The 19,254-nt window shown below is 72.0% G+C and carries 17 protein-coding genes; 9 read left to right on the plus strand and 8 right to left on the minus strand.

What is annotated here, in order from left to right; translation table 11 throughout:
- Both KSNIM_RS12260 and KSNIM_RS12265 read left to right on the plus strand, forming a co-directional pair.
- Positions 1–1,646, plus strand: a 1,646-nt coding sequence (locus KSNIM_RS12260; protein ID WP_263103272.1) for an acyltransferase family protein, incomplete at its 5' end; no start/stop codon positions are given.
- Between the two features lie 92 nt (positions 1,647–1,738).
- Complete coding sequence (locus KSNIM_RS12265; RefSeq protein ID WP_263103273.1) at positions 1,739–2,692, plus strand: COX15/CtaA family protein; 954 nt, start codon at positions 1,739–1,741, stop codon at positions 2,690–2,692.
- A 114-nt stretch (positions 2,693–2,806) separates the two neighbouring features.
- Here the strand turns inward: KSNIM_RS12265 and KSNIM_RS12270 are convergent, their stop codons facing one another.
- On the minus strand, positions 2,807–3,139 hold the full coding sequence (locus KSNIM_RS12270) for a hypothetical protein (RefSeq protein WP_263103274.1): 333 nt from the start codon (positions 3,137–3,139) through the stop codon (positions 2,807–2,809).
- Between the two features lie 85 nt (positions 3,140–3,224).
- On the opposite strand from KSNIM_RS12270, the gene KSNIM_RS12275 reads away from it, so the two are divergent.
- The gene (locus KSNIM_RS12275) at positions 3,225–3,866 is read left to right on the plus strand and encodes a DUF2461 domain-containing protein (protein WP_263103275.1); all 642 of its coding nucleotides are present in this window, start codon (positions 3,225–3,227) and stop codon (positions 3,864–3,866) included.
- 71 nt (positions 3,867–3,937) lie between these two features.
- The gene (locus KSNIM_RS12280; protein WP_263103276.1) at positions 3,938–5,539 is read left to right on the plus strand and encodes a phytoene desaturase family protein; all 1,602 of its coding nucleotides are present in this window, start codon (positions 3,938–3,940) and stop codon (positions 5,537–5,539) included.
- Positions 5,540–5,614: 75 nt separating this feature from the next.
- On the opposite strand, the gene KSNIM_RS12285 is transcribed toward KSNIM_RS12280, so the two are convergent.
- Entirely contained in the window at positions 5,615–6,556 is a 942-nt protein-coding gene (locus KSNIM_RS12285; protein WP_263103277.1) for a heme o synthase, read from the minus strand.
- A 455-nt stretch (positions 6,557–7,011) separates the two neighbouring features.
- On the opposite strand from KSNIM_RS12285, the gene tkt reads away from it, so the two are divergent.
- From tkt to pgl, 5 genes are all read left to right on the plus strand, one after another.
- The gene (gene tkt / locus KSNIM_RS12290; RefSeq protein WP_263103278.1) at positions 7,012–9,111 is read left to right on the plus strand and encodes a transketolase; all 2,100 of its coding nucleotides are present in this window, start codon (positions 7,012–7,014) and stop codon (positions 9,109–9,111) included.
- Positions 9,112–9,206: 95 nt separating this feature from the next.
- Positions 9,207–10,346 carry a transaldolase gene (tal, locus tag KSNIM_RS12295; protein ID WP_263103279.1) on the plus strand — a complete coding sequence of 380 codons (1,140 nt, stop codon included), beginning with the start codon at positions 9,207–9,209 and terminating at the stop codon, positions 10,344–10,346.
- Positions 10,347–10,451: 105 nt separating this feature from the next.
- Positions 10,452–11,975, plus strand: coding sequence for a glucose-6-phosphate dehydrogenase (gene zwf, locus KSNIM_RS12300; RefSeq protein WP_263107922.1), 1,524 nt, complete (start codon positions 10,452–10,454; stop codon positions 11,973–11,975).
- Complete coding sequence (gene opcA, locus KSNIM_RS12305) at positions 11,972–13,090, plus strand: glucose-6-phosphate dehydrogenase assembly protein OpcA (RefSeq protein ID WP_263103280.1); 1,119 nt, start codon at positions 11,972–11,974, stop codon at positions 13,088–13,090. Before zwf ends, opcA begins: the two co-directional genes overlap by 4 nt.
- 44 nt (positions 13,091–13,134) lie before the next feature.
- The gene (pgl, locus tag KSNIM_RS12310; RefSeq protein WP_411543859.1) at positions 13,135–13,875 is read left to right on the plus strand and encodes a 6-phosphogluconolactonase; all 741 of its coding nucleotides are present in this window, start codon (positions 13,135–13,137) and stop codon (positions 13,873–13,875) included.
- A gap of 68 nt (positions 13,876–13,943) precedes the next feature.
- Here pgl and KSNIM_RS12315 read toward each other — a convergent pair whose 3' ends face one another.
- The 6 genes from KSNIM_RS12315 to gap form a co-directional block, all read right to left on the minus strand.
- Positions 13,944–15,089 (minus strand): acyltransferase family protein, encoded by a 1,146-nt coding sequence (locus tag KSNIM_RS12315; RefSeq protein ID WP_263103282.1) that lies wholly within the window; start codon positions 15,087–15,089, stop codon positions 13,944–13,946.
- A 93-nt stretch (positions 15,090–15,182) separates the two neighbouring features.
- Positions 15,183–15,470, minus strand: coding sequence for an RNA polymerase-binding protein RbpA (locus KSNIM_RS12320; RefSeq protein WP_257019256.1), 288 nt, complete (start codon positions 15,468–15,470; stop codon positions 15,183–15,185).
- 200 nt (positions 15,471–15,670) lie between these two features.
- Entirely contained in the window at positions 15,671–15,904 is a 234-nt protein-coding gene (gene secG / locus KSNIM_RS12325) for a preprotein translocase subunit SecG (RefSeq protein ID WP_263103283.1), read from the minus strand.
- Positions 15,905–15,992: 88 nt separating this feature from the next.
- Positions 15,993–16,778 (minus strand): triose-phosphate isomerase, encoded by a 786-nt coding sequence (gene tpiA / locus KSNIM_RS12330; protein ID WP_263103284.1) that lies wholly within the window; start codon positions 16,776–16,778, stop codon positions 15,993–15,995.
- 4 nt (positions 16,779–16,782) lie between these two features.
- Complete coding sequence (locus KSNIM_RS12335; protein WP_263103285.1) at positions 16,783–17,988, minus strand: phosphoglycerate kinase; 1,206 nt, start codon at positions 17,986–17,988, stop codon at positions 16,783–16,785.
- A 155-nt stretch (positions 17,989–18,143) separates the two neighbouring features.
- The gene (gene gap, locus KSNIM_RS12340; protein WP_263103286.1) at positions 18,144–19,148 is read right to left on the minus strand and encodes a type I glyceraldehyde-3-phosphate dehydrogenase; all 1,005 of its coding nucleotides are present in this window, start codon (positions 19,146–19,148) and stop codon (positions 18,144–18,146) included.
- Positions 19,149–19,254: the final 106 nt, after the last annotated feature.

Here is a 19,254-nt window from a genome sequence, read left to right on the forward strand (position 1 = left end):
CCCCGCCGCAGCGCCCCCCGGAACGCCCCGGAGCCGCGGAGCGCCCCCGCCCCGCCGAACGGCCGGGGAACGGGGACCGCCCCGCGTCCGCGCCCCGGAGCGGCTTCTCCCCCGACGAGACGATGGCCCTGCGGGTTCCGCCGCCGCCCGGCGGCCGCGGCGGCCTGCCCCCGCAGCGCCGCTCGCCCGAGTCCGCGGCCCCGGGCCGTCCGCAGCCGGGCCCCGACCGCACCGAGCCGCGTCCCGCCCCGCCGAGCGCGCAGCGCACCGCCGAGCGGCCCTCCTTCGACAAGCCGGCGCACGACCGGCCCGCGGAGGACGGCTGGACGGCCTCGCCCGCCGCCGGCCGCAGCACCGTGCCCCGGCACGAGGAGACCCTCAAGCTCCGCGTCCCGGACGAGCTCGCCGCACTCGCCAAGGCCTTCGACGCCCAGTACGCCCGCCCGCCGGGCGCCCCCGCCGGGGAGGCGGAGGAGGCCGCCGACCCGGAGGCGAAGCCCGCCCGGACGGGCGGCGGCCGTGACCGCTACCTCGACCTGCTGCGCGGCCTGGCCCTCGTCCGCGTCGTGCTCTACCACAACTTCAGCTGGGCCTGGCTGCCACTGGTCTTCCCGTCCATGGGTGTGATGTTCGCACTGGCCGGCTCGCTGATGGCCCGTTCGCTGAAGCGGCCCGCGGTGACCGTCATCCGCGGCCGACTGCGCCGTCTGCTGCCGCCGATGTGGCTGTTCGGCGTCGTGGTGATGACCCTGTGGATCCTGGACGGCTGGGGCCCCGACGCCGAGGGCCACCCCAACTGGTGGTGGGGCAAGCTCGCCTTCTGGATCCTGCCGGTGAGCACCCCGCCCTACCCCCAGGGCGACCTGCCGGGCTTCGGCGGCCTCATGGAGGACAGCTGGGGCACCCAGGTCGGCGTGCCGCTCTGGTACCTGCGCGCCTACCTCTGGTACGTGCTGCTGTCGCCGCTGCTGCTGCGTGCCCTGCGCCGCTTCCCGCTGGTGACGGTGCTCACCCCGCTGGTGCTGACCTTCTTCTCCGGTCTGCTCCCGGAGGACGGCCGGATCTGGGAGACCTGGTCCGACTTCACGATCTTCGGCTCCTGCTGGATCCTCGGCATGGCCCACAACGAGGGCCTGCTCAAGAAGCTCCCGCAGTACGTCGCCCCCTCGGTGGCTCCGATGATCATGGTCGCGGGGTACTGGTGGTACGTCAGCCGGCCGGTGCTCGACCCGACGGAGGTCGGCGACCTGGAGGGCGTGCCGATCGCCCAGGCCGTCTGGTCCTTCGGCTACGTGCTGCTGCTGCTCCACCTCAGCCCCTCGTGGGAGCAGTGGCCGCGGCGCCTGGAACCGTTCAGCGGCATCATCAGCCTGCTGAACGCCCGGGCCGTCAGCGTCTACCTCTGGCACACGCTCGCCCTGGAGCTGTCCGTCCCGGTGGTCGACCAGCTCTGGCGGGTCGACTACCTCGCCGACAACTGGGGCTCGGTGCTGGGCAGCCCCTATCCGCAGCTCTTTGCGGCGATCCCGCTGATCGGGCTGTTCGTCCTCACCTTCGGCTGGATCGAGGACGTCGCGGCGAAACGCTCGCCACGGCTCTTCCCGTATCCCCGCAAGGCCCGCGGAAAACGGCGGGCCGCCGGCTGAACGACCGCGGCCCGGCCGCGGACCGCCCGCACGGGGCGGCCCGCAGCCGGGCCGCGGTCGGTGATCGGATAAGGGCAATCTAGGATGAAGCGGTGTTCACCCCCACCGCACTCCTCGCCGACCGCTGGCACCCGACGGCCGTGACCGTCCGCCGGGCGGCGCTGTCCGCCCTGGTGATGAGCGTGGTCATCGTGCTCACCGGCGGCGCCGTACGGCTCACCGCGTCCGGCCTCGGCTGCACCACCTGGCCGCGCTGCACCGGCGAGAGCATCACGCCGACGCCCGAGATGGGCATCCACGGCGTCATCGAGTTCACCAACCGGATGCTCACCTACGTGCTCTGCGCGGCGATCGCCTGGGCCACCCTGGCCGCGCGCTGCGCCACGCCGTGGCGCCGCTCGCTCACCCGGCTCGGCTGGGCGCAGTTCTGGCTGGTCATGAGCAACGCCGTGATCGGCGGCATCACCGTGCTCACCGGCCTGAACCCGTACGTGGTGGCGCTGCACATGGTCGCCGCGATGGGCCTGGTCTGGGTCGCCGTGCTGATGTGGGAGCGCACCGCGGAGGGCGACGGCGCCCCCGAACTCCTCGTGCCGCGGCCGCTGAAGCAGCTGTCGTACGTCCTCGTCTCGGTGGTCGGCCTGCTGGTCGCCGCCGGCACCCTGGTCACCGGCGCGGGCCACCACCCCGGCTCCTCCAGCGACGTCTGGCGGATCCCGGTCGACTACGACCGGCTCGCCCAGGCCCACGCCGACCTGGCCTTCCTGTCGATCGGCCTCACGCTGGCGGCGGTGTTCGTGCTCGCCGCGGTGAAGGCGCCGCTGGCGGCCCGGGCACGGGTGCGGGACCTGCTCGTCGTCCTGCTGCTGCAGGGCGTCCTCGGTTTTGTCCAGTACTTCACCGACGCCCCCGAGATCATGGTCGGCCTGCACATGCTGGGCGCCGCCCTCACCTGGGCCGCCGCCCTCCGCATCCCCCTGGCCCTCCGCACCCGCCCCGCCACCGACCCGGCCCCCGTCCCCGCCCAGCTCGTCCCCGCGAGCTGAGGCAGACACCCGGCCACAGACAGGGGCGCGGGGAACTGCGCGAATCGGAAGGCCACCGTCGGCCTCTCCCGTATCGCGCAGTTCCCCGCGCCCCTCCGTGGTTCTCAGCAGGCCTCAGATCTGGATGCCGGCCATCCGCTTCCACTCGTACGCGCCGGTCTTCACCTTGAGCCCGAGCTCGCCCTCGAAGGTGTCGTGCAGGGTGACGCCGGCCAGCTGGGCGGCGCGCTGCCCGATGGCGTAGGTCGGGGCGACCTGGTCGCCCCAGGCGCCGTCCGCACCGACGAGCACGATCCGGGTGGCGGTGCGGCCGACGTACTCGACGACGCCGTCCGCGCTGCCGCCGTGCTGGGCGGTGAAGGCGGTGATGTGCTTGGCGATGCGCTTGGCGCGCCGCTCGGCGCGCGCGTCCTGCGCGGTGGGGGTGGCGGTCTCTGCGCTGGTCATGCCCGCATGCTACCGAGCGGTAGACACGGTGGCGACGGCAGCGAGGTGTGCAGCGGGCCACACCGCCGCACCCTAGGCTGACGGGATGACCTTCGATGGCTGGCCGGCCGAGGCGCTCGAGTTCTACGAGCAGCTGGAGGCGGACAACTCCAAGACCTTCTGGACGGCGCACAAGGACCGCTACGAGCAGTCCGTCCGGGCCCCGATGGCCGATCTGCTGGACGCACTGGAGGACGAGTTCGGGCCGGGGAAGATCTTCCGTCCCAACCGGGACGTCCGCTTCAGCGCCGACAAGTCGCCGTACAAGACGCACATCGGCGCCTTCCTGGAGGCCGGCGGCTACGTCCAGCTCTCGGCCGATGGCCTGGCCTGCGGCAACGGCATGTACCACCTGGCGCCGGACCAGCTGACCCGCTACCGTGCGGCGGTCGCGGAGGACGTCACCGGCGCCGAGCTGGAACGGGTGATCGCCGCGGTCGAGGAGGCCGGGCCCTCGGTGGTCGGCCGGGACCCGCTGAAGTCGGCGCCGCGCGGCTACCCCAAGGACCACCCGCGGATCGGGCTGCTGCGCAACAAGGGCCTGATCGCCTGGCAGGAGTGGGAGCCCGCGGCCTGGCTGGGCACCGCGCAGGCGTACGAGCGGATCACCGGCTTCCTCCGTTCCTCCCGGCCGCTCAAGGACTGGCTGGACGGCCACGTCGGCCCCAGCGAGCTCCCGCCGCGCTGACGTCCGTCCGCCCGCACGACCCTCCTGTCCGCACCCTGGCCGCCCCGCACGGCCTCTGGTAGACCTGCCGCATGCAGCCCTCCCGAGGTGACGCGAACACGCCCGACTCCTCCCCCGTCCGCGGCCGCTACGACGTGGTCGTGGTCGGCGGCGGCCACAACGGCCTGGTGGCCGCCGCCTACCTGGCCCGGGCCGGCCGCAGCGTGCTGCTGCTGGAACGGCTCGGCCGCACCGGCGGGGCCGCGGTCTCCACCGAGGCCTTCCCCGGGGTCGCGGCCCGGCTGTCCCGGTACTCGTACCTGGTGAGCCTGCTGCCGCAGAAGATCGTCGACGAGCTGGGGCTGCACTTCGCGGTGCGTCCGCGGCGGATCTCCTCGTACACACCGGCCGTGCGCGGCGGCCGGCCGACCGGGCTGCTGGTAGACCGGGCGGACGAGTCCCGCACCGCCGCGTCCTTCCGCGCCCTGACCGGCTCCGACCGCGAGTACGCGGCCTGGCAGGAGTTCTACGGGCGGACCGCCCGGGTCGCCGAACGGGTCTTCCCCTCGCTCACCGAACCGCTGCCGACCCGCGCGGAGCTGCGGCGGCGGATCGACGACCCGGCCGCGTGGGAGGCGCTCTTCGAGCGGCCGATCGGCGAGGCCGTGGAGGGCGCATTCGCCGACGACCTCGTCCGCGGCGTGGTGCTCACCGACGCCCTGATCGGCACCTTCACCCACGCCCACGACCCGCAGCTGCCGCAGAACCGCTGCTTCCTCTACCACGTGATCGGCGGCGGCACCGGCGACTGGAACGTGCCGGTGGGCGGTATGGGTGCGCTCACCGACGCACTGGCGGACACGGCCCGGGCCGCCGGCGCCGAGATCCGCACCGGCTGCGAGGCCACCGCGATCGACCCGGGCACCGCCGGCGGCACCGCCGAGGTCGTCTTCCGGCACGACCGCCGCGAGCACCGGGTGGGCGCCGGGACTGTACTGTGCAACGCCGCCCCGCAGGCCCTCGCCAGGCTGCTCGGCGAGGCCCCGCCGGAGCCCGCCCCGGAGGGCTCCCAGCTGAAGGTCAACATGCTGCTGCGCCGGCTGCCCCGGCTGAAGGACGCCGCGGCCGACCCGCGGGACGCCTTCGCCGGCACCCTGCACCTGGCCGAGTCGTACACCGAACTGGAGACCGCCTACCGGCAGGCCGCGGAGGGCCGGGTGCCCGCCCCGGCGCCGTCCGAGATCTACTGCCACTCGCTGACCGACCCGTCGATCCTCGGTCCGGGACTCGCCGCGCAGGGCTTCCACACGCTCACCCTGTTCGGGGTGCACCAGCCGGCCCGGCTGTTCGCCGACGATCCGGAGAAGGCCCGGGCGGCGGCGCTGGAGGCGGTGCTCGCGCCGCTGCAGGACTGCCTGGACGAGCCGCTGGCCGACTGCCTGGCCGTGGACGGCGAGGGCCGGCCCTGCATCGAGGCGAAGAGCCCGCTGGACCTGGAGGCCGACCTCGGCCTGCCCGGCGGCAACATCTTCCACCGCGAGCTGGCCTTCCCCTGGGGCGAGGACCCGGCCGACCGCTGGGGCGTCGCCACCGGCCACCCCAACGTGCTGCTCTGCGGGGCCGGTGCGGTGCGCGGCGGCGGGGTCAGCGGCATCCCCGGGCACAACGCCGCGATGGCCGTCCTCGGCCGGTGACCGCACGGCCACGACGGAACGACGGAGCCCCGGGGCGCAGGCCCCGGGGCTCCGGTCGGTGTCGGGCGCTCGCCGTCACGTGATGAACGGGTCCACCGCGATGACCACGAAGAGCAGGGTCAGGTAGGTGATGGACCAGTGGAACAGGCGCATCTCCTTGAGCTTGGCGCCGACCACCCCGGCCTTGGCGCGGGCGTGCAGGCCGTGCGCCTCCTTCAGCCAGAACGCGCCGAGCAGCACCGCGGAGACCGGGTACAGCCAGCTGGTGTGGCCGAGCGGCCACAGGGCCAGCGAGACGGCCACCATCACCCAGGAGTAGGCGACGATCTGCCGGGCGACGGCCAGGTTGCCCTTGATGACGGGGAGCATCGGCACGCCCGCCTTGGCGTAGTCCTCGCGGACCTTCATCGACAGCGGCCAGTAGTGCGGCGGCGTCCAGAAGAAGATCACCAGGAAGAGCACCAGCGCGGACCAGGAGAGCGAGTTCGTCACCGCGGCCCACCCGACGAACACCGGCATGCAGCCGGCGATGCCGCCCCAGACGATGTTCTGGGTCGTCCGGCGCTTCAGGCCGAGGGTGTAGACGAAGACGTAGAACAGCAGTGCGCCGAGCGCCAGCGCCGAGGAGAGCGCGTTGACCAGCAGGCCCAGCCAGAGCGTCGAGCCGACGGCCAGCGCGATGCCGAAGACCAGCGCCTCGCGCGGCGACACCATGCCGGTGACGATCGGCCGGCGCTCGGTGCGGGACATCACCGCGTCGATGTCGCGGTCGATGTACATGTTGAGGGCGTTGGCGCCGCCCGCGGAGAGGTAGCCGCCGACCACGACCTTGACGACCAGCCACGGGTCGGGTACACCGTGCTGCGCCAGGAACATCACCGGAACGGTGGTGATCAGCAGCAGCTCGATGATCCGCGGCTTGGTCAGTGCGACGAATGCGCCGACACGGGCCCCGAACGGCCGGTGCGCAGGCGTCGCCCCGACCGCCCCGGCGGGGCGGGATTCGACGGCGGTCACGAACACCCCAACTCACGATGAACTTCCACAGGCGTCCTCTGGGCCCGTGGGCTCCGGTGCGTCCGCGCTGCGCGTACCACGCCACCTTAGACGCTCCATATGTCCCGTCCCGCCCCGGGGTGCCCCGGCGAGCCGGAGCCGCACACCCGCGGGTGAATCGCCGCAGCTCGCACCGCGGACGGCCGGCCCGCCCGTCTTGCCCCTCGGACGAGCGGACCGTTCGGGTCCGGGTGAGGGTAGGACAGAGCCCGCGAAGCCCTTCGGGAATGCCGATAGCGCCACCCCGGTTGCCCCGGCACGCAAGGTGAGGCCCCTTGTGAGCGGTAGGCTCGCACAGAGAAGCGGGATCAACCCTCCGTGACCGGCACCAGCGAACGTCAGGACCACAGCGACGTGGCCGACCGGTCCCCTTCACGGGGTCACTCTTCACCACCAGGAAGGAGCCCTGAGACAGGGTGAGCACCACGCCGACGAACGCATTCGAATGGACCGAACTGGACCAGCGGACCGTCGACACGGCCCGCGTCCTCGCGATGGATGCCGTGCAGAAGGTGGGCAACGGACACCCCGGCACCGCGATGTCGCTGGCCCCGGCTGCATACGTGATCTTCCAGCGCTTCCTGCGCCACGACCCGACCGACCCCGCCTGGGTCGGCCGCGACCGCTTCGTCCTCTCCCCCGGACACACGTCGCTGACTCTCTACACCCAGCTCTACCTCTCCGGCTACGGTCTGTCCCTGGACGACCTGAAGGCCTTCCGGGTCGCCGGCAGCCGTACCCCGGGGCACCCCGAGCACGGTCACACCGCGGGTGTCGAGACCACCACCGGCCCGCTCGGCCAGGGCATCGCCAACGCGGTCGGCATGGCGATGGCCGCCCGCTACGAGCGCGGCCTGTTCGACCCGGAGGCCGCCGAGGGCGAGTCCCCGTTCGACCACACGATCTGGGCCATCGTCTCCGACGGCGACCTGGAGGAGGGCGTCTCCGCGGAGGCGTCCTCGCTGGCCGGCCACCAGAAGCTGGGCAACCTCGTCGCGCTCTACGACGACAACCACATCTCCATCGAGGGTGACACCGAGACGGCCTTCTCCGAGGACGTCCTCGCCCGCTACGAGGCGTACGGCTGGCACGTCCAGCGGATCACGCCGAAGTCCGACGGCGACGTCGACGTGCACGCGCTGGCGACCGCGCTGGCCGCCGCCAAGGCCGAGACCGAGCGCCCGTCGATCATCGCGATGCGCACCATCATCGCCTGGCCGGCCCCGAACGCCCAGGACACCGCCAAGGCGCACGGCTCCGCGCTCGGCGACGCCGAGATCGCCGCCACCAAGAAGGTGCTCGGCTTCTCGCCGGAGAAGACCTTCGAGGTCACCGAGCAGGTCGTCGAGCACGCCCGCCAGGTCGTGCACCGCGGCAAGGCCGCCCGCGCCGAGTGGGAGGCGTCCTTCCACGCGTGGCGCGCCGCCAACCCGGAGCGCGCCGCCGAGTTCGACCGGATCCAGATCGGCGAGCTGCCCGACGGCTGGGAGAAGGCCCTCCCGGTCTTCCCGGCCGGCAAGGACGTCGCGACCCGCAAGGCCTCCGGCGACGCGCTGAAGGCCGTCGGCCGGCACATCCCGGAGCTGTGGGGCGGTTCGGCGGACCTCGCCGAGTCCAACCTCACCACCATCGACGAGGAGTCCTCCTTCCTCCCGGCGAGCAACCCGCTGAAGACCGCCTCGCCGTACGGCCGGACGATCCACTTCGGCATCCGCGAGCACGCCATGGGCGCGATCATGAACGGCATCGCGCTGCACGGCCGCACCCGCATCTACGGCGGCACCTTCCTGGTGTTCTCCGACTACATGCGCCCGGCCGTCCGCCTCGCCGCGCTGATGAAGCTCCCCGTCACCTACGTGTGGACGCACGACTCCATCGGCCTCGGCGAGGACGGCCCGACCCACCAGCCGGTCGAGCACCTGGCCGCGCTGCGCGCCATCCCCGGCCTCGCGGTCGTCCGCCCCGGCGACGCCAACGAGACCGCCGTCGTCTGGCGCACCATCCTGGAGCGGCAGACCAGCCACCCCGGCCCGGTCGGCCTGGCCCTCACCCGCCAGGGCGTGCCCACCTACGACCGCGAGGTGTTCGGCTCCGCCGAGGGCGCGGCCAAGGGCGGCTACGTGCTGGCCGAGGCCGAGGGCGCCTCGCCGAAGGTCATCCTGATCGGCACCGGCTCCGAGGTGCAGCTCGCCGTCCAGGCCCGCGAGGCCCTGGAGGCGGACGGCATCCCGACCCGCGTCGTCTCGATGCCCTCGATCGAGTGGTTCAACGAGCAGGACCAGGCGTACCGCGACAGCGTGCTGCCGCCGAACGTCCGCGCCCGGGTCTCCGTCGAGGCGGGCATCGCCCAGGGCTGGCGCGAGCTGGTCGGCGACGCCGGCCGGATCATCAGCCTGGAGCACTTCGGTGCCTCCGCCGACTACAAGGTGCTGTTCCAGGAGTTCGGCCTGACCGCCGACGCCGTGGCCAACGCCGCCCGCGCCTCGCTCCGCACGGTCGAGGCCGTCTCCCGCTAGCAGTGCTCTCCAGGCCGGGTGTCCGACCGCACATCGGACGCCCGGCCTGTCTGACGACCCCACAGCAGACGTACGAAAAAAGAGGATGTAGCACCATGACTGACGCTCTGAAGCGCCTCAGCGACGAAGGCGTGGCGATCTGGCTGGACGACCTCAGCCGCGAGCGGCTCAACAGCGGCAACCTGGCCGAGCTGGTGCAGGAGAAGCACGTCGTCGGTGTCACCACCAACCCGACCATCTTCCAGAAGGCCATCGGCTCCGGCAGCGCCGCCTACGACGGCCAGCTGACCGACCTGGCCGTCCGCAAGGTCACCGTGGACGAGGCCGTCCGCATGATCACCACCTCGGACGTGCGCGACGCGGCCGACGTGCTGCGCCCGGTCTACGACGCCTCCAACGGCCGCGACGGCCGGGTGTCGATCGAGGTCGACCCGCGCCTGGCGCACGAGACCGCGGCCACCGTCGCCGAGGCCAAGCAGCTGTGGTGGCTGGTGGACCGCCCGAACGTGTTCATCAAGATCCCCGCCACCAAGGCCGGCCTGCCCGCCATCACCGAGGTTATCGGCCGGGGCATCAGCGTCAACGTGACGCTGATCTTCTCGCTCGAGCGGTACCGCGCCGTGATGGACGCCTTCCTCGCCGGCCTGGAGAAGGCCAAGGCCGCCGGCCTCGACCTCTCGCAGATCGAGTCGGTCGCCTCCTTCTTCGTCTCCCGCGTGGACACCGAGATCGACAAGCGCCTCGACAAGATCGGCGGCGACGCCAAGGAGCTCCGCTCCAAGGCCGGTGTGGCCAACGCCCGCCTCGCCTACCAGGCGTACGAGGAGGTCTTCGGCTCGGTCGACGCCAAGCGCGACGGCTCGGACCGCTGGAAGGCCCTGGAGGCCGCCGGCGCCAAGCCGCAGCGCCCGCTGTGGGCCTCCACCGGCGTCAAGGACCCGAACCTGCCGGACACCCTGTACGTGACCGAGCTGGCCGCCCCGGGCACCGTCAACACCATGCCGGAAGCCACCCTCAACGCCACCGACGACCACGGCGTGGTCACCGGCGACACCATCACCCCGAACTACGCCGACGCCAAGGCCGTCATGGACGCCGTGGCCGCGGCCGGCGTCGACTACGACGACGTCGTCCAGGTGCTCGAGGACGAGGGCGTCGAGAAGTTCGAGGCGTCCTGGAAGGAACTGCTGGACACGGTCGCGGCCTCGCTCGCCGCGCACGGCGACCAGAACTGACACAACTGCTCACGACCAAGCGCACGGAGAGCGGAGCCAACACCAGTGAGCAACACCCCTGCTTTTCCCGATGTCGAGGGGGCCGAGGTCGGGCAGGGTGACCCCCTGCAGCCCTCCAACCCGCTGCGCGATCCGGCCGACCGCCGGCTGCCGAGGATCGCCGGGCCGTCCGGCCTGGTGATCTTCGGCGTGACCGGCGACCTCTCGCGCAAGAAGCTCATGCCGGCCGTCTACGACCTCGCCAACCGCGGGCTGCTGCCGCCGGGCTTCTCGCTCGTCGGCTTCGCCCGCCGCGAGTGGGAGGACGAGGACTTCGCGCGGGAGGTGCACGACGCGGTCAAGGAGCACGCGCGCACGCCGTTCCGCGAGGAGGTCTGGCAGCAGCTCGCCAAGGGCATGCGGTTCGTCCAGGGCGACTTCGGCGACGACGATGCCTTCGACACCCTGCGGAAGACCATCGAGGACCTCGACCAGGCCCAGGGCACGGGCGGCAACTTCGCCTTCTACCTGTCGGTGCCGCCGAAGTTCTTCCCGACCGTCGTCCAGCAGCTCAAGAAGCACGGCCTGACCGACCCGCCGAAGGGCTCCTGGCGCCGCGCGGTGATCGAGAAGCCGTTCGGCCACGACCTGGCGAGCGCCCAGGAGCTGAACCGGATCGTCCACGAGGTCTTCCCCCGGGACGAGGTCTTCCGGATCGACCACTACCTCGGCAAGGAGACCGTCCAGAACATCCTGGCGCTCCGCTTCGCCAATCAGATGTTCGAGCCGATCTGGAACCGGTCGTACGTCGACCACGTGCAGATCACCATGGCCGAGGACATCGGCATCGGCGGCCGTGCCGGCTACTACGACGGCATCGGCTCGGCCCGCGACGTCATCCAGAACCACCTGCTCCAGCTGATGGCGCTCACCGCCATCGAGGAGCCCGCGTCCTTCCACCCCAAGGCCCTGGTCGCCGAGAAGCTCAAGGTGCTCAGCGCCGTCAAGCTGCCCGCCGACCTCGGCAAGCACACCGTGCGCGGCCAGTACGCGGCCGGCTGGCAGGGCGGCGAGGAGGTCGTCGGCTACCTGGACGAGGACGGCATCAACCCCGAGTCCAAGACCGACACCTACGCGGCCATCAAGCTGGAGATCAACAACCGGCGCTGGGCCGGCGTCCCGTTCTACCTGCGGACGGGAAAGCGCCTCGGCCGCCGGGTGACCGAGATCGCGGTCGTCTTCCAGCGCGCCCCGTACCTGCCGTTCGACTCCTACGCCACCGAGGAGCTGGGGCAGAACGCCCTGGTCATCCGGGTGCAGCCGGACGAGGGCGTCACCGTGCGGTTCGGCTCCAAGGTGCCCGGCACCGCGCTGGAGGTCCGCGACGTCACGATGGACTTCGCCTACGGCGAGTCCTTCACCGAGTCCAGCCCGGAGGCGTACGAGCGCCTGATCCTCGACGTACTGCTCGGCGACGCCAACCTCTTCCCGCGGCACCAGGAGGTCGAGCTCTCCTGGCAGATCCTCGACCCGATCGAGCAGTACTGGGACTCCCACGGCAAGCCCGCGCAGTACGCGGCCGGGACGTGGGGCCCGATCGAGGCTGACGAGATGCTCGCACGAGACGGCAGGAGCTGGCGCCGGCCATGAAGATCGACCTGACCCACACCACCTCCAGCAGGATCAACGCGGCGCTGATGGACGCCCGCCGGGCCAGCGGCTCCACCGCGGCCGGCATGGTGCTCACGCTGGTGATCGTGACCGACGAGGGCAGCGCCTACGACGCCCTCAAGGCCGCCAACGACGCCTCCCGCGAGCACCCCTCGCGCACCCTGGCGGTCATCAAGCGGGCCGGACGCTCGCCGCGCGCCCGCGCCGAGACCCGCCTGGACGCCGAGATCCTGGTCGGCAGCGACGCGGGCTCCGGGGAGACGGTCGTCCTGCGCATGCACGGCGAGCTCGCCGCGCACGCCCAGTCGGTCGTCCTGCCGCTGCTGCTGCCGGACGCCCCGGTGGTCGTCTGGTGGCCGGACAACGCCCCGCTGCACCCGGCGAACGACCCGCTCGGCGCGCTCGCGCAGCGCCGCATCACCGACGCGGTCACCGCCGAGTCCCCGGTCGGCCAGCTCGCCCAGCGGGCTGCCAGCTACACCCCCGGCGACACCGATCTCGCCTGGACCCGCATCACCGGCTGGCGCTCCATGCTGGCCGCCGCGCTCGACCAGCGGCCCACCGCGATCACCGGCGCGGTCGTCGAGGGCGAGTCGTACAACCCCAGCGTCGAACTGCTCGGCCTGTGGCTGACCAACCGGCTGCGGGTACCGGTCGAGCGGATCATCACCGGCGGCCCCGGCATCACCGCCGTCCGGCTCCGCACCAAGGACGGCGAGATCGTCCTGGACCGTCCGGACGGCCTGATGGGCACGCTGAGCATGCCCGGCTCGCCGGACCGGATGGTCGCGCTCAAGCGCCGCGACACCGCCGAGCTGATCGCGGAGGAGCTGCGCCGGCTCGACCCGGACGACATCTACGCGACGGCCGTCCGCACCCCGGTGGAGCGGCTGCGCGAGAAGCTGCCGGAGGAGGCCGCACCGTCGGCCGGCAGCGTCCCGGCCGAGGTCGCGGCCCCGGCCCGGGTCACCGCGAAGCTGCCGTCCGGCGAAGCGGCGGATGCGGAGCCGGCGGAGGCCGAACCCTCGGCCGGGACGGCGCCGAAGAAGCCGGCCGCCAGGAAGTCCGCTGCGCGCAAGCGGGGCGACTCGTGACGGCGGCGACCCCGCAGCTGGTGGTGCACCGGGACAAGGAGCTGATGGCGCAGGCCGCGGCGGCCCGGCTGATCACCCGCATCGTCGACGCCCAGTCCGCCCGCGGCACCGCCTCGGTGGTGCTGACGGGCGGGCGGAACGGCAACGCCCTGCTGGCCGCGATCGCCGCCTCCCCGGCGCGCGACGCGGTCGACTGGGCGCGGCTCGACCTCTGGTGGGGCGACGAGCGCTTCGTCCCCGCCGGCGACCCGGACCGCAACGCCGTCCAGGCCCGCGCCGAGCTCCTCGACCGCGTCCCGCTGGACCCGGCCCGGGTGCACGAGATGCAGGCCTCGGACGGCGTGGACGGCTCGGACGTCGAGGCGGCCGCCGCCCGGTACGCCGAGGAGCTCGCCAAGGCCGCCGGGCCCGGCGAGCACGCCGGGGTGCCGGCCTTCGACGTGCTGCTGCTCGGCGTCGGCCCGGACACCCACGTCGCCTCGCTCTTCCCGGAGCACCCCGGTGTCCGGGAGACCGAGCGCACCGTGATCGGTGTCCGCGGCGCCCCGAAGCCGCCGCCCACCCGGATCTCGCTCACCCTCCCGGCGATCCGGGCGGCCCGCGAGGTCTGGCTGCTCGCGGCCGGCGAGGACAAGGCGGCGGCGGTCTCCCTCGCCCTGCGGGGCCCCGGGGAGCTCCAGGCGCCCGCCTCCGGCGCGTACGGCACCGCCCGGACCCTCTGGCTGCTCGACCGCTCCGCGGCGTCCGAGCTGCCGCCCCAGCTGTACCCGCCCGCCTCGGCCTGAGGAGGCCCGCGGCACGCACGTGCGCCCCGCCGGACGTCCTGTCCGGCGGGGCGCGCGTATGTGCGGGGTCAGGCCGTGGCCGGGGCGGGTGCCCGCTCCTCGGTGGCCGGCCCGGTCCCCGCCACGGGCTCCGAGGCGGGCGGGGTCGGCCGGCCCGCGGCGCCGCGGGCGTCCAGCCGCTCGATCAGCTTCCGGCCGAGGACGATCATCGGCTGCTCGACCCGGTGGTACAGCACGTCCGCCGCGAGCAGCGCGACGGCCACCACCGCCAGACCCGCGACAGGGGAGCCGTGATGCAGCTTCGGCGCCATGCCGAAGACCGCGGACGCGGCCAGCACCTGCACCAGGTAGAGGCCGTACGAGCGCTCGCCGACGAAGACCAGCGGGCGGCGGGAGAGGATCCAGCGCCCCGCTCCCGGACCGAGGAGCGAGGGCAGCAGCAGCGCCACACCCACGCCGTAGACCACGACGGTGTGGCGCTGGCCGTGCAGGGCTTCGGTGAGCCGGGGCACCGACAGGTGCAGCACCACGAACGCGGCCCCCGCCACGGCCCCGACCGCGGGATGGGTCAACGGGGCGAGCAGCGCGAACCCGCGCCGGCTGTGCAGGACCAGGGCCAGCAGGGCGCCGGTCATCAGCACCGCGTAGTGGACGGCCAGCGACTCCCACGCCGCGGAGAACGGCACCAGCAGCACCGCGATGCCGAGCAGCGCCACCGGGATCCGCAGCCGGAGCGCGACCGCGCCGGCCAGGATCAGCGCCAGCGGCCAGACCAGGTAGAACTTCTGCTCGATGCCGATCGTCCAGGAATGGAGGAACGGCGTGCCGGCGGCCACGTCGTACTCGTTGAGGAAGGTCGCGTAGTGCGGCAGGTGGTCGCGCAGCAGCGTCCATCCCCCGCCGTTGCGGTACTGGGTGACCACCGTCGCCGCCAGCACCACGTAGTAGAGGGGCATGATGCGGAAGATCCGGCGCAGGTAGAAGTCACGCAGGGATATCCGACCGGTCCGGTCCCGTTCGCGGAGCATCAGCGTGGTGATCAGGAACCCGGAGACCACGAAGAAGACGTGCACCCCGATCCAGCCGGAGAGGAACGCCGCGCGCGGACCCGCGAAGTGGAAGAGCACCACGATCACCGCGGCGAAGGCGCGCAGACCGTCGAGCGCGTCGAACCTGCGCATCCCCAGGTACTCGGCGTGGGTCAGCTTGCGCACGGGTCACTCCAGGTCGGTGCTACGGGGGACGACTCGCCGGGAGACAGCGTGAAGGGCGCCGCCGTCACCGGCGGCGCCCTTCGCGTGCTCTCCTCAGATCTCGCCGCGGAGCTTGGCCAGCGCCTCGGCGAGGATCGCCTCGCCGTCGGCGTCGGTCCGGCGCTCGCGCACGTAGGCGAGGTGGGTCTTGTACGGCTCGTTGCGGGCCGGGGCCGGGGGGTTGTGCTCGTCCTGGCCTGCCGGGAACCCGCAGCGCGGGCAGTCCCAGGTCTCCGGGATCGCCGCCTCGGCGGCGAAACTGGGGCGCGTCTCGTGCTTGTTCGCGCACCAGAAGGAGATCCGGTTACGGGGGGCGGACTCGCCGCGCTCCGCCTCGCCCATGGGGCCTGCGCCGACTCTGCTTCCTCGGATGGCGTTGCCACTTGCCACGGTTGGACTCCCTGCGTGCTGGTGCCGCCCGGCCGCGGCTGTGCGGACGGTGGCGAAGTCGTCCTAGTGTAAGCGGGAGTTAAAGCTCTGCCACCACCGCCTGCCGGACCGGGCGCCGAGCGGCCCGCCGGGGGCCGGACGGGACGTCAGAGCTACTTGTACTTGAGCAGCAGGCTCAGCACCACGATGCAGGCGAACCAGGCGATGCCCACGAGGATCGTGATGCGGTCGAGGTTCCGCTCGGCCACCGCGGAGCCGCCGCCGGTGGACATCGCGCCACCGCCGAACATGTCGGACAGGCCGCCGCCCTTCCCCTTGTGCAGCAGCACCAGGAGGATCATCAGCAGGCTGAAGATGATCAGGGCAATCGAGAACCCGAGAACCACGGCGGGACCAACTCTCTCGTATCTTCGGCGAAGGGGCCGGGCCGCGTGGAAGCGGTCCGGCCCCAAAGCCTACGTTGCTGCGGCGGCGTTAGCCTACTGCCTGCTCGCGGTAGCGCACGATCTTGACGAACTCCTCGGCGTCCAGCGAGGCCCCGCCGATCAGACCGCCGTCGATGTCGGGCTTGGCCATCAGGCCGGCCGCGCTGGAGGACTTCACCGAACCGCCGTACAGGATGCGGACCTTGCCGGCCAGCTCCGCGTCGTACAGCTCGGCCAGGCGGGCGCGGATCGCCCCGCAGACCTCCTGGGCGTCCTCCGGGGTCGCCACCTCACCGGTGCCGATCGCCCAGACCGGCTCGTACGCGACGACGACCGTCTCCGCGTCCGAGGCCGGCACGCCCTCCAGCGCACCGTCCAGCTGCGCCAGGGTGTACTCGACGTGGGTGCCCGCCTTGCGGACGTCCAGCGGCTCGCCGATGCACAGGATCGGGGTGATCCCGCTGCGGTAGGCGGCCTTCACCTTGGCGTTGACGATCTCCTCGTTCTCGCCGTGGTACTGGCGGCGCTCCGAGTGGCCGATCACCGCGTAGGTGCACTTCAGCTTGGAGAGCATCGGGCCGGAGACCTCGCCGGTGTAGGCACCGGAGTCGTGCTGCGAGATGTCCTGCGAGCCGTACTTGATCTTCAGCTTGTCGCCGTCGACCAGCGTCTGCACCGACCGCAGGTCGGTGAACGGGGTCAGTACGGCGACCTCGACGGCCTCGTAGTCCTTGTCGGCCAGCGCGAAGGCCAGCTTCTGGGTGTGCTGGATGGCCTCGAGGTGGTTGAGGTTCATCTTCCAGTTGCCCGCCATCAGCGGGAGGCGCTCAGTCATTTCCTCAGCCTTCCAGGGCGGCGAGACCGGGGAGGGTCTTGCCCTCCAGGTACTCGAGGCTTGCGCCACCGCCGGTCGAGATGTGCCCGAACTCCGTCTCGTCGAAGCCCAGGGTGCGGACGGCCGCGGCGGAGTCGCCGCCGCCGACCACGGTGAACGCGTCGCTGTCCAGCAGCGCCTGGGCCACGGCCCGGGTGCCGTCGGCGAACGCCGGGTGCTCGAAGACGCCCATCGGGCCGTTCCAGAACACGGTCTTTGCGTCGGCGATCTTCTCGGCGAACAGCTGCGCCGTCCGCGGGCCGATGTCCAGGCCCAGCGCGCCGTCCGGGATCGCCTCCACGTCGACCACCTGGTAGTCGTCCACCGGGGCCTGGTTCTTCACGTCCGGGAACGAGCCGGACACCGCGGTGTCCACCGGGATCACGAACTCCACGCCCTGCTCGGCGCCGCGCTTCAGGTAGTCCTGGACGACCGGGATCTGGTCCTCCTGCAGCAGCGAGGCACCGACGCCGTGGCCCTGGGCCGCGATGAAGGTGTACATCATGCCGCCGCCGATGAGGATCTTGTCGGCCTTGCCCAGCAGGTTCTCGATCACGCCGACCTTGTCGGAGACCTTCGACCCGCCGAGCACCACCACGTACGGGCGCTCGACCTCGTCGGTGAGGCGCTTCAGCACCCCCACCTCGGTGGCGATCAGGTCGCCGACCGCGTGCGGCAGCCGGGCCGGCAGGTCGAACACCGAGGCGTGCTTGCGGTGCACCGCGCCGAAGCCGTCGCCCACGTAGAGGTCGGCCAGGGCGGCCAGCTCGTCGGCGAAGGCGCCGCGCTCGGCGTCGTCCTTGGCGGTCTCGCCCGCGTTGAAGCGCAGGTTCTCCAGCAGCGTGACCTCGCCGTCGGCCAGGGCGGCGACAGTGGCCTTCGCGCTCTCGCCCACGGTGTCGGTGGCGAAGGACACCGGGACACCGAGGATCTCACCGAGGCGGACGGCCACCGGCGCGAGGGAGTACTGCGGGTCGGGCTCGCCCTTCGGGCGGCCCAGGTGCGAGGCGACGACCACCTTGGCGCCGGCCTGCACCAGCTTGGCGATGGTCGGTGCGACGGCGCGGATCCGGCCGTCGTCGGTGATCGTCCCGCCGGACAGCGGCACGTTCAGGTCGGCGCGGACGAACACCCGCTTGCCGGCGACCTGGAGGTCTTCGATCGTCTTCACGGTCTTGGGTCTCCCGAGGAAGGTGGTGCGTGTCGGCGGCACGGCGGCGGGCCACCAGGAACACGACGGGCGAGGGTCGGGACGCGAAGCGGGGGCCCGGACGGCGTCAGCCTTCCGGGCCCCGCACCTCACATCACGTCAGCTCCCGCGCAGGGTCAGAGCTGGCCGCCGACGAGCGTGGTCAGGTTGACGAGACGGTTCGAGTAGCCCCACTCGTTGTCGTACCAGCCGAAGACCTTGACCTGGTTGCCCTGAGCCATGGTCATCAGGGAGTCGAAGATCGTGGAGAACGGCGAGTTGACGATGTCGGAGGAGACGATCGGGTCCTCGGTGTACTGCAGGATGCCCTTGAGGTCGCCCTCGGCCGCCTTCTGGAAGGCCGCGTTGACCTCCTCGACGGTGACCTCGCGCTCCAGGGTGACCACCAGGTCGGTGATCGAGCCGGTCGGCACCGGGACGCGCAGCGAGGTGCCGTCGAGCTTGCCCTTGAGCTCGGGCAGGACCAGGGCGGTGGCCTTCGCGGCACCCGTCGAGGTCGGGATGATGTTCAGCGACGCCGCACGGGCACGGCGCAGGTCCTTGTGCGGGAAGTCCAGCGTGACCTGGTCGTTGGTGAACGCGTGGACGGTGGTCATCAGACCCTTGACGATCCCGAAGTTCTCGTTCAGCACCTTCGCCAGGGGGGCGACGCAGTTGGTGGTGCAGGAGGCGTTCGAGATGACGGTGTGGTTCGCCGGGTCGTACTTGTCGTCGTTGACGCCCATGACGATGGTGACGTCCTCGTCCGTCGCGGGCGCCGAGATGATGACCTTCTTCGCGCCGGCCGTGACGTGCTTCTTTGCAAGCTCGGCCTTGGTGAAGATACCGGTGGACTCGATGACGATGTCGACGCCCAGCTCGCCCCAGGGGAGGTTCGCGGGGTCGCGCTCGGCGAGGACCTTGAAGGTCTTGCCGTCCACGGTGATGCTGTCGGCGGTGTGAGAGACCTCGGACTGCAGGGTGCCGAGGATCGAGTCGTACTTGAGCAGGTGCGCGAGGGTCTTCGTGTCGGTCAGGTCGTTGACACCGACGATCTCGATGTCCGCGCCCTGAGCCTGAACCGCACGGAAGAAGTTGCGGCCGATACGGCCAAATCCGTTGATGCCTACCCGGATCGTCACGAACCGATCTCCTCTTAGGTACGCCGGACTGAATTCCGACGGGGGTTGAAATGGGATGTCCCCGACCACCCATGACCCTACCTCCCCGCGGCTCCGCTGGGCACAT

This window comes from Kitasatospora sp. DSM 101779, assembly GCF_025655475.1.
Taxonomy (GTDB): domain Bacteria; phylum Actinomycetota; class Actinomycetes; order Streptomycetales; family Streptomycetaceae; genus Kitasatospora.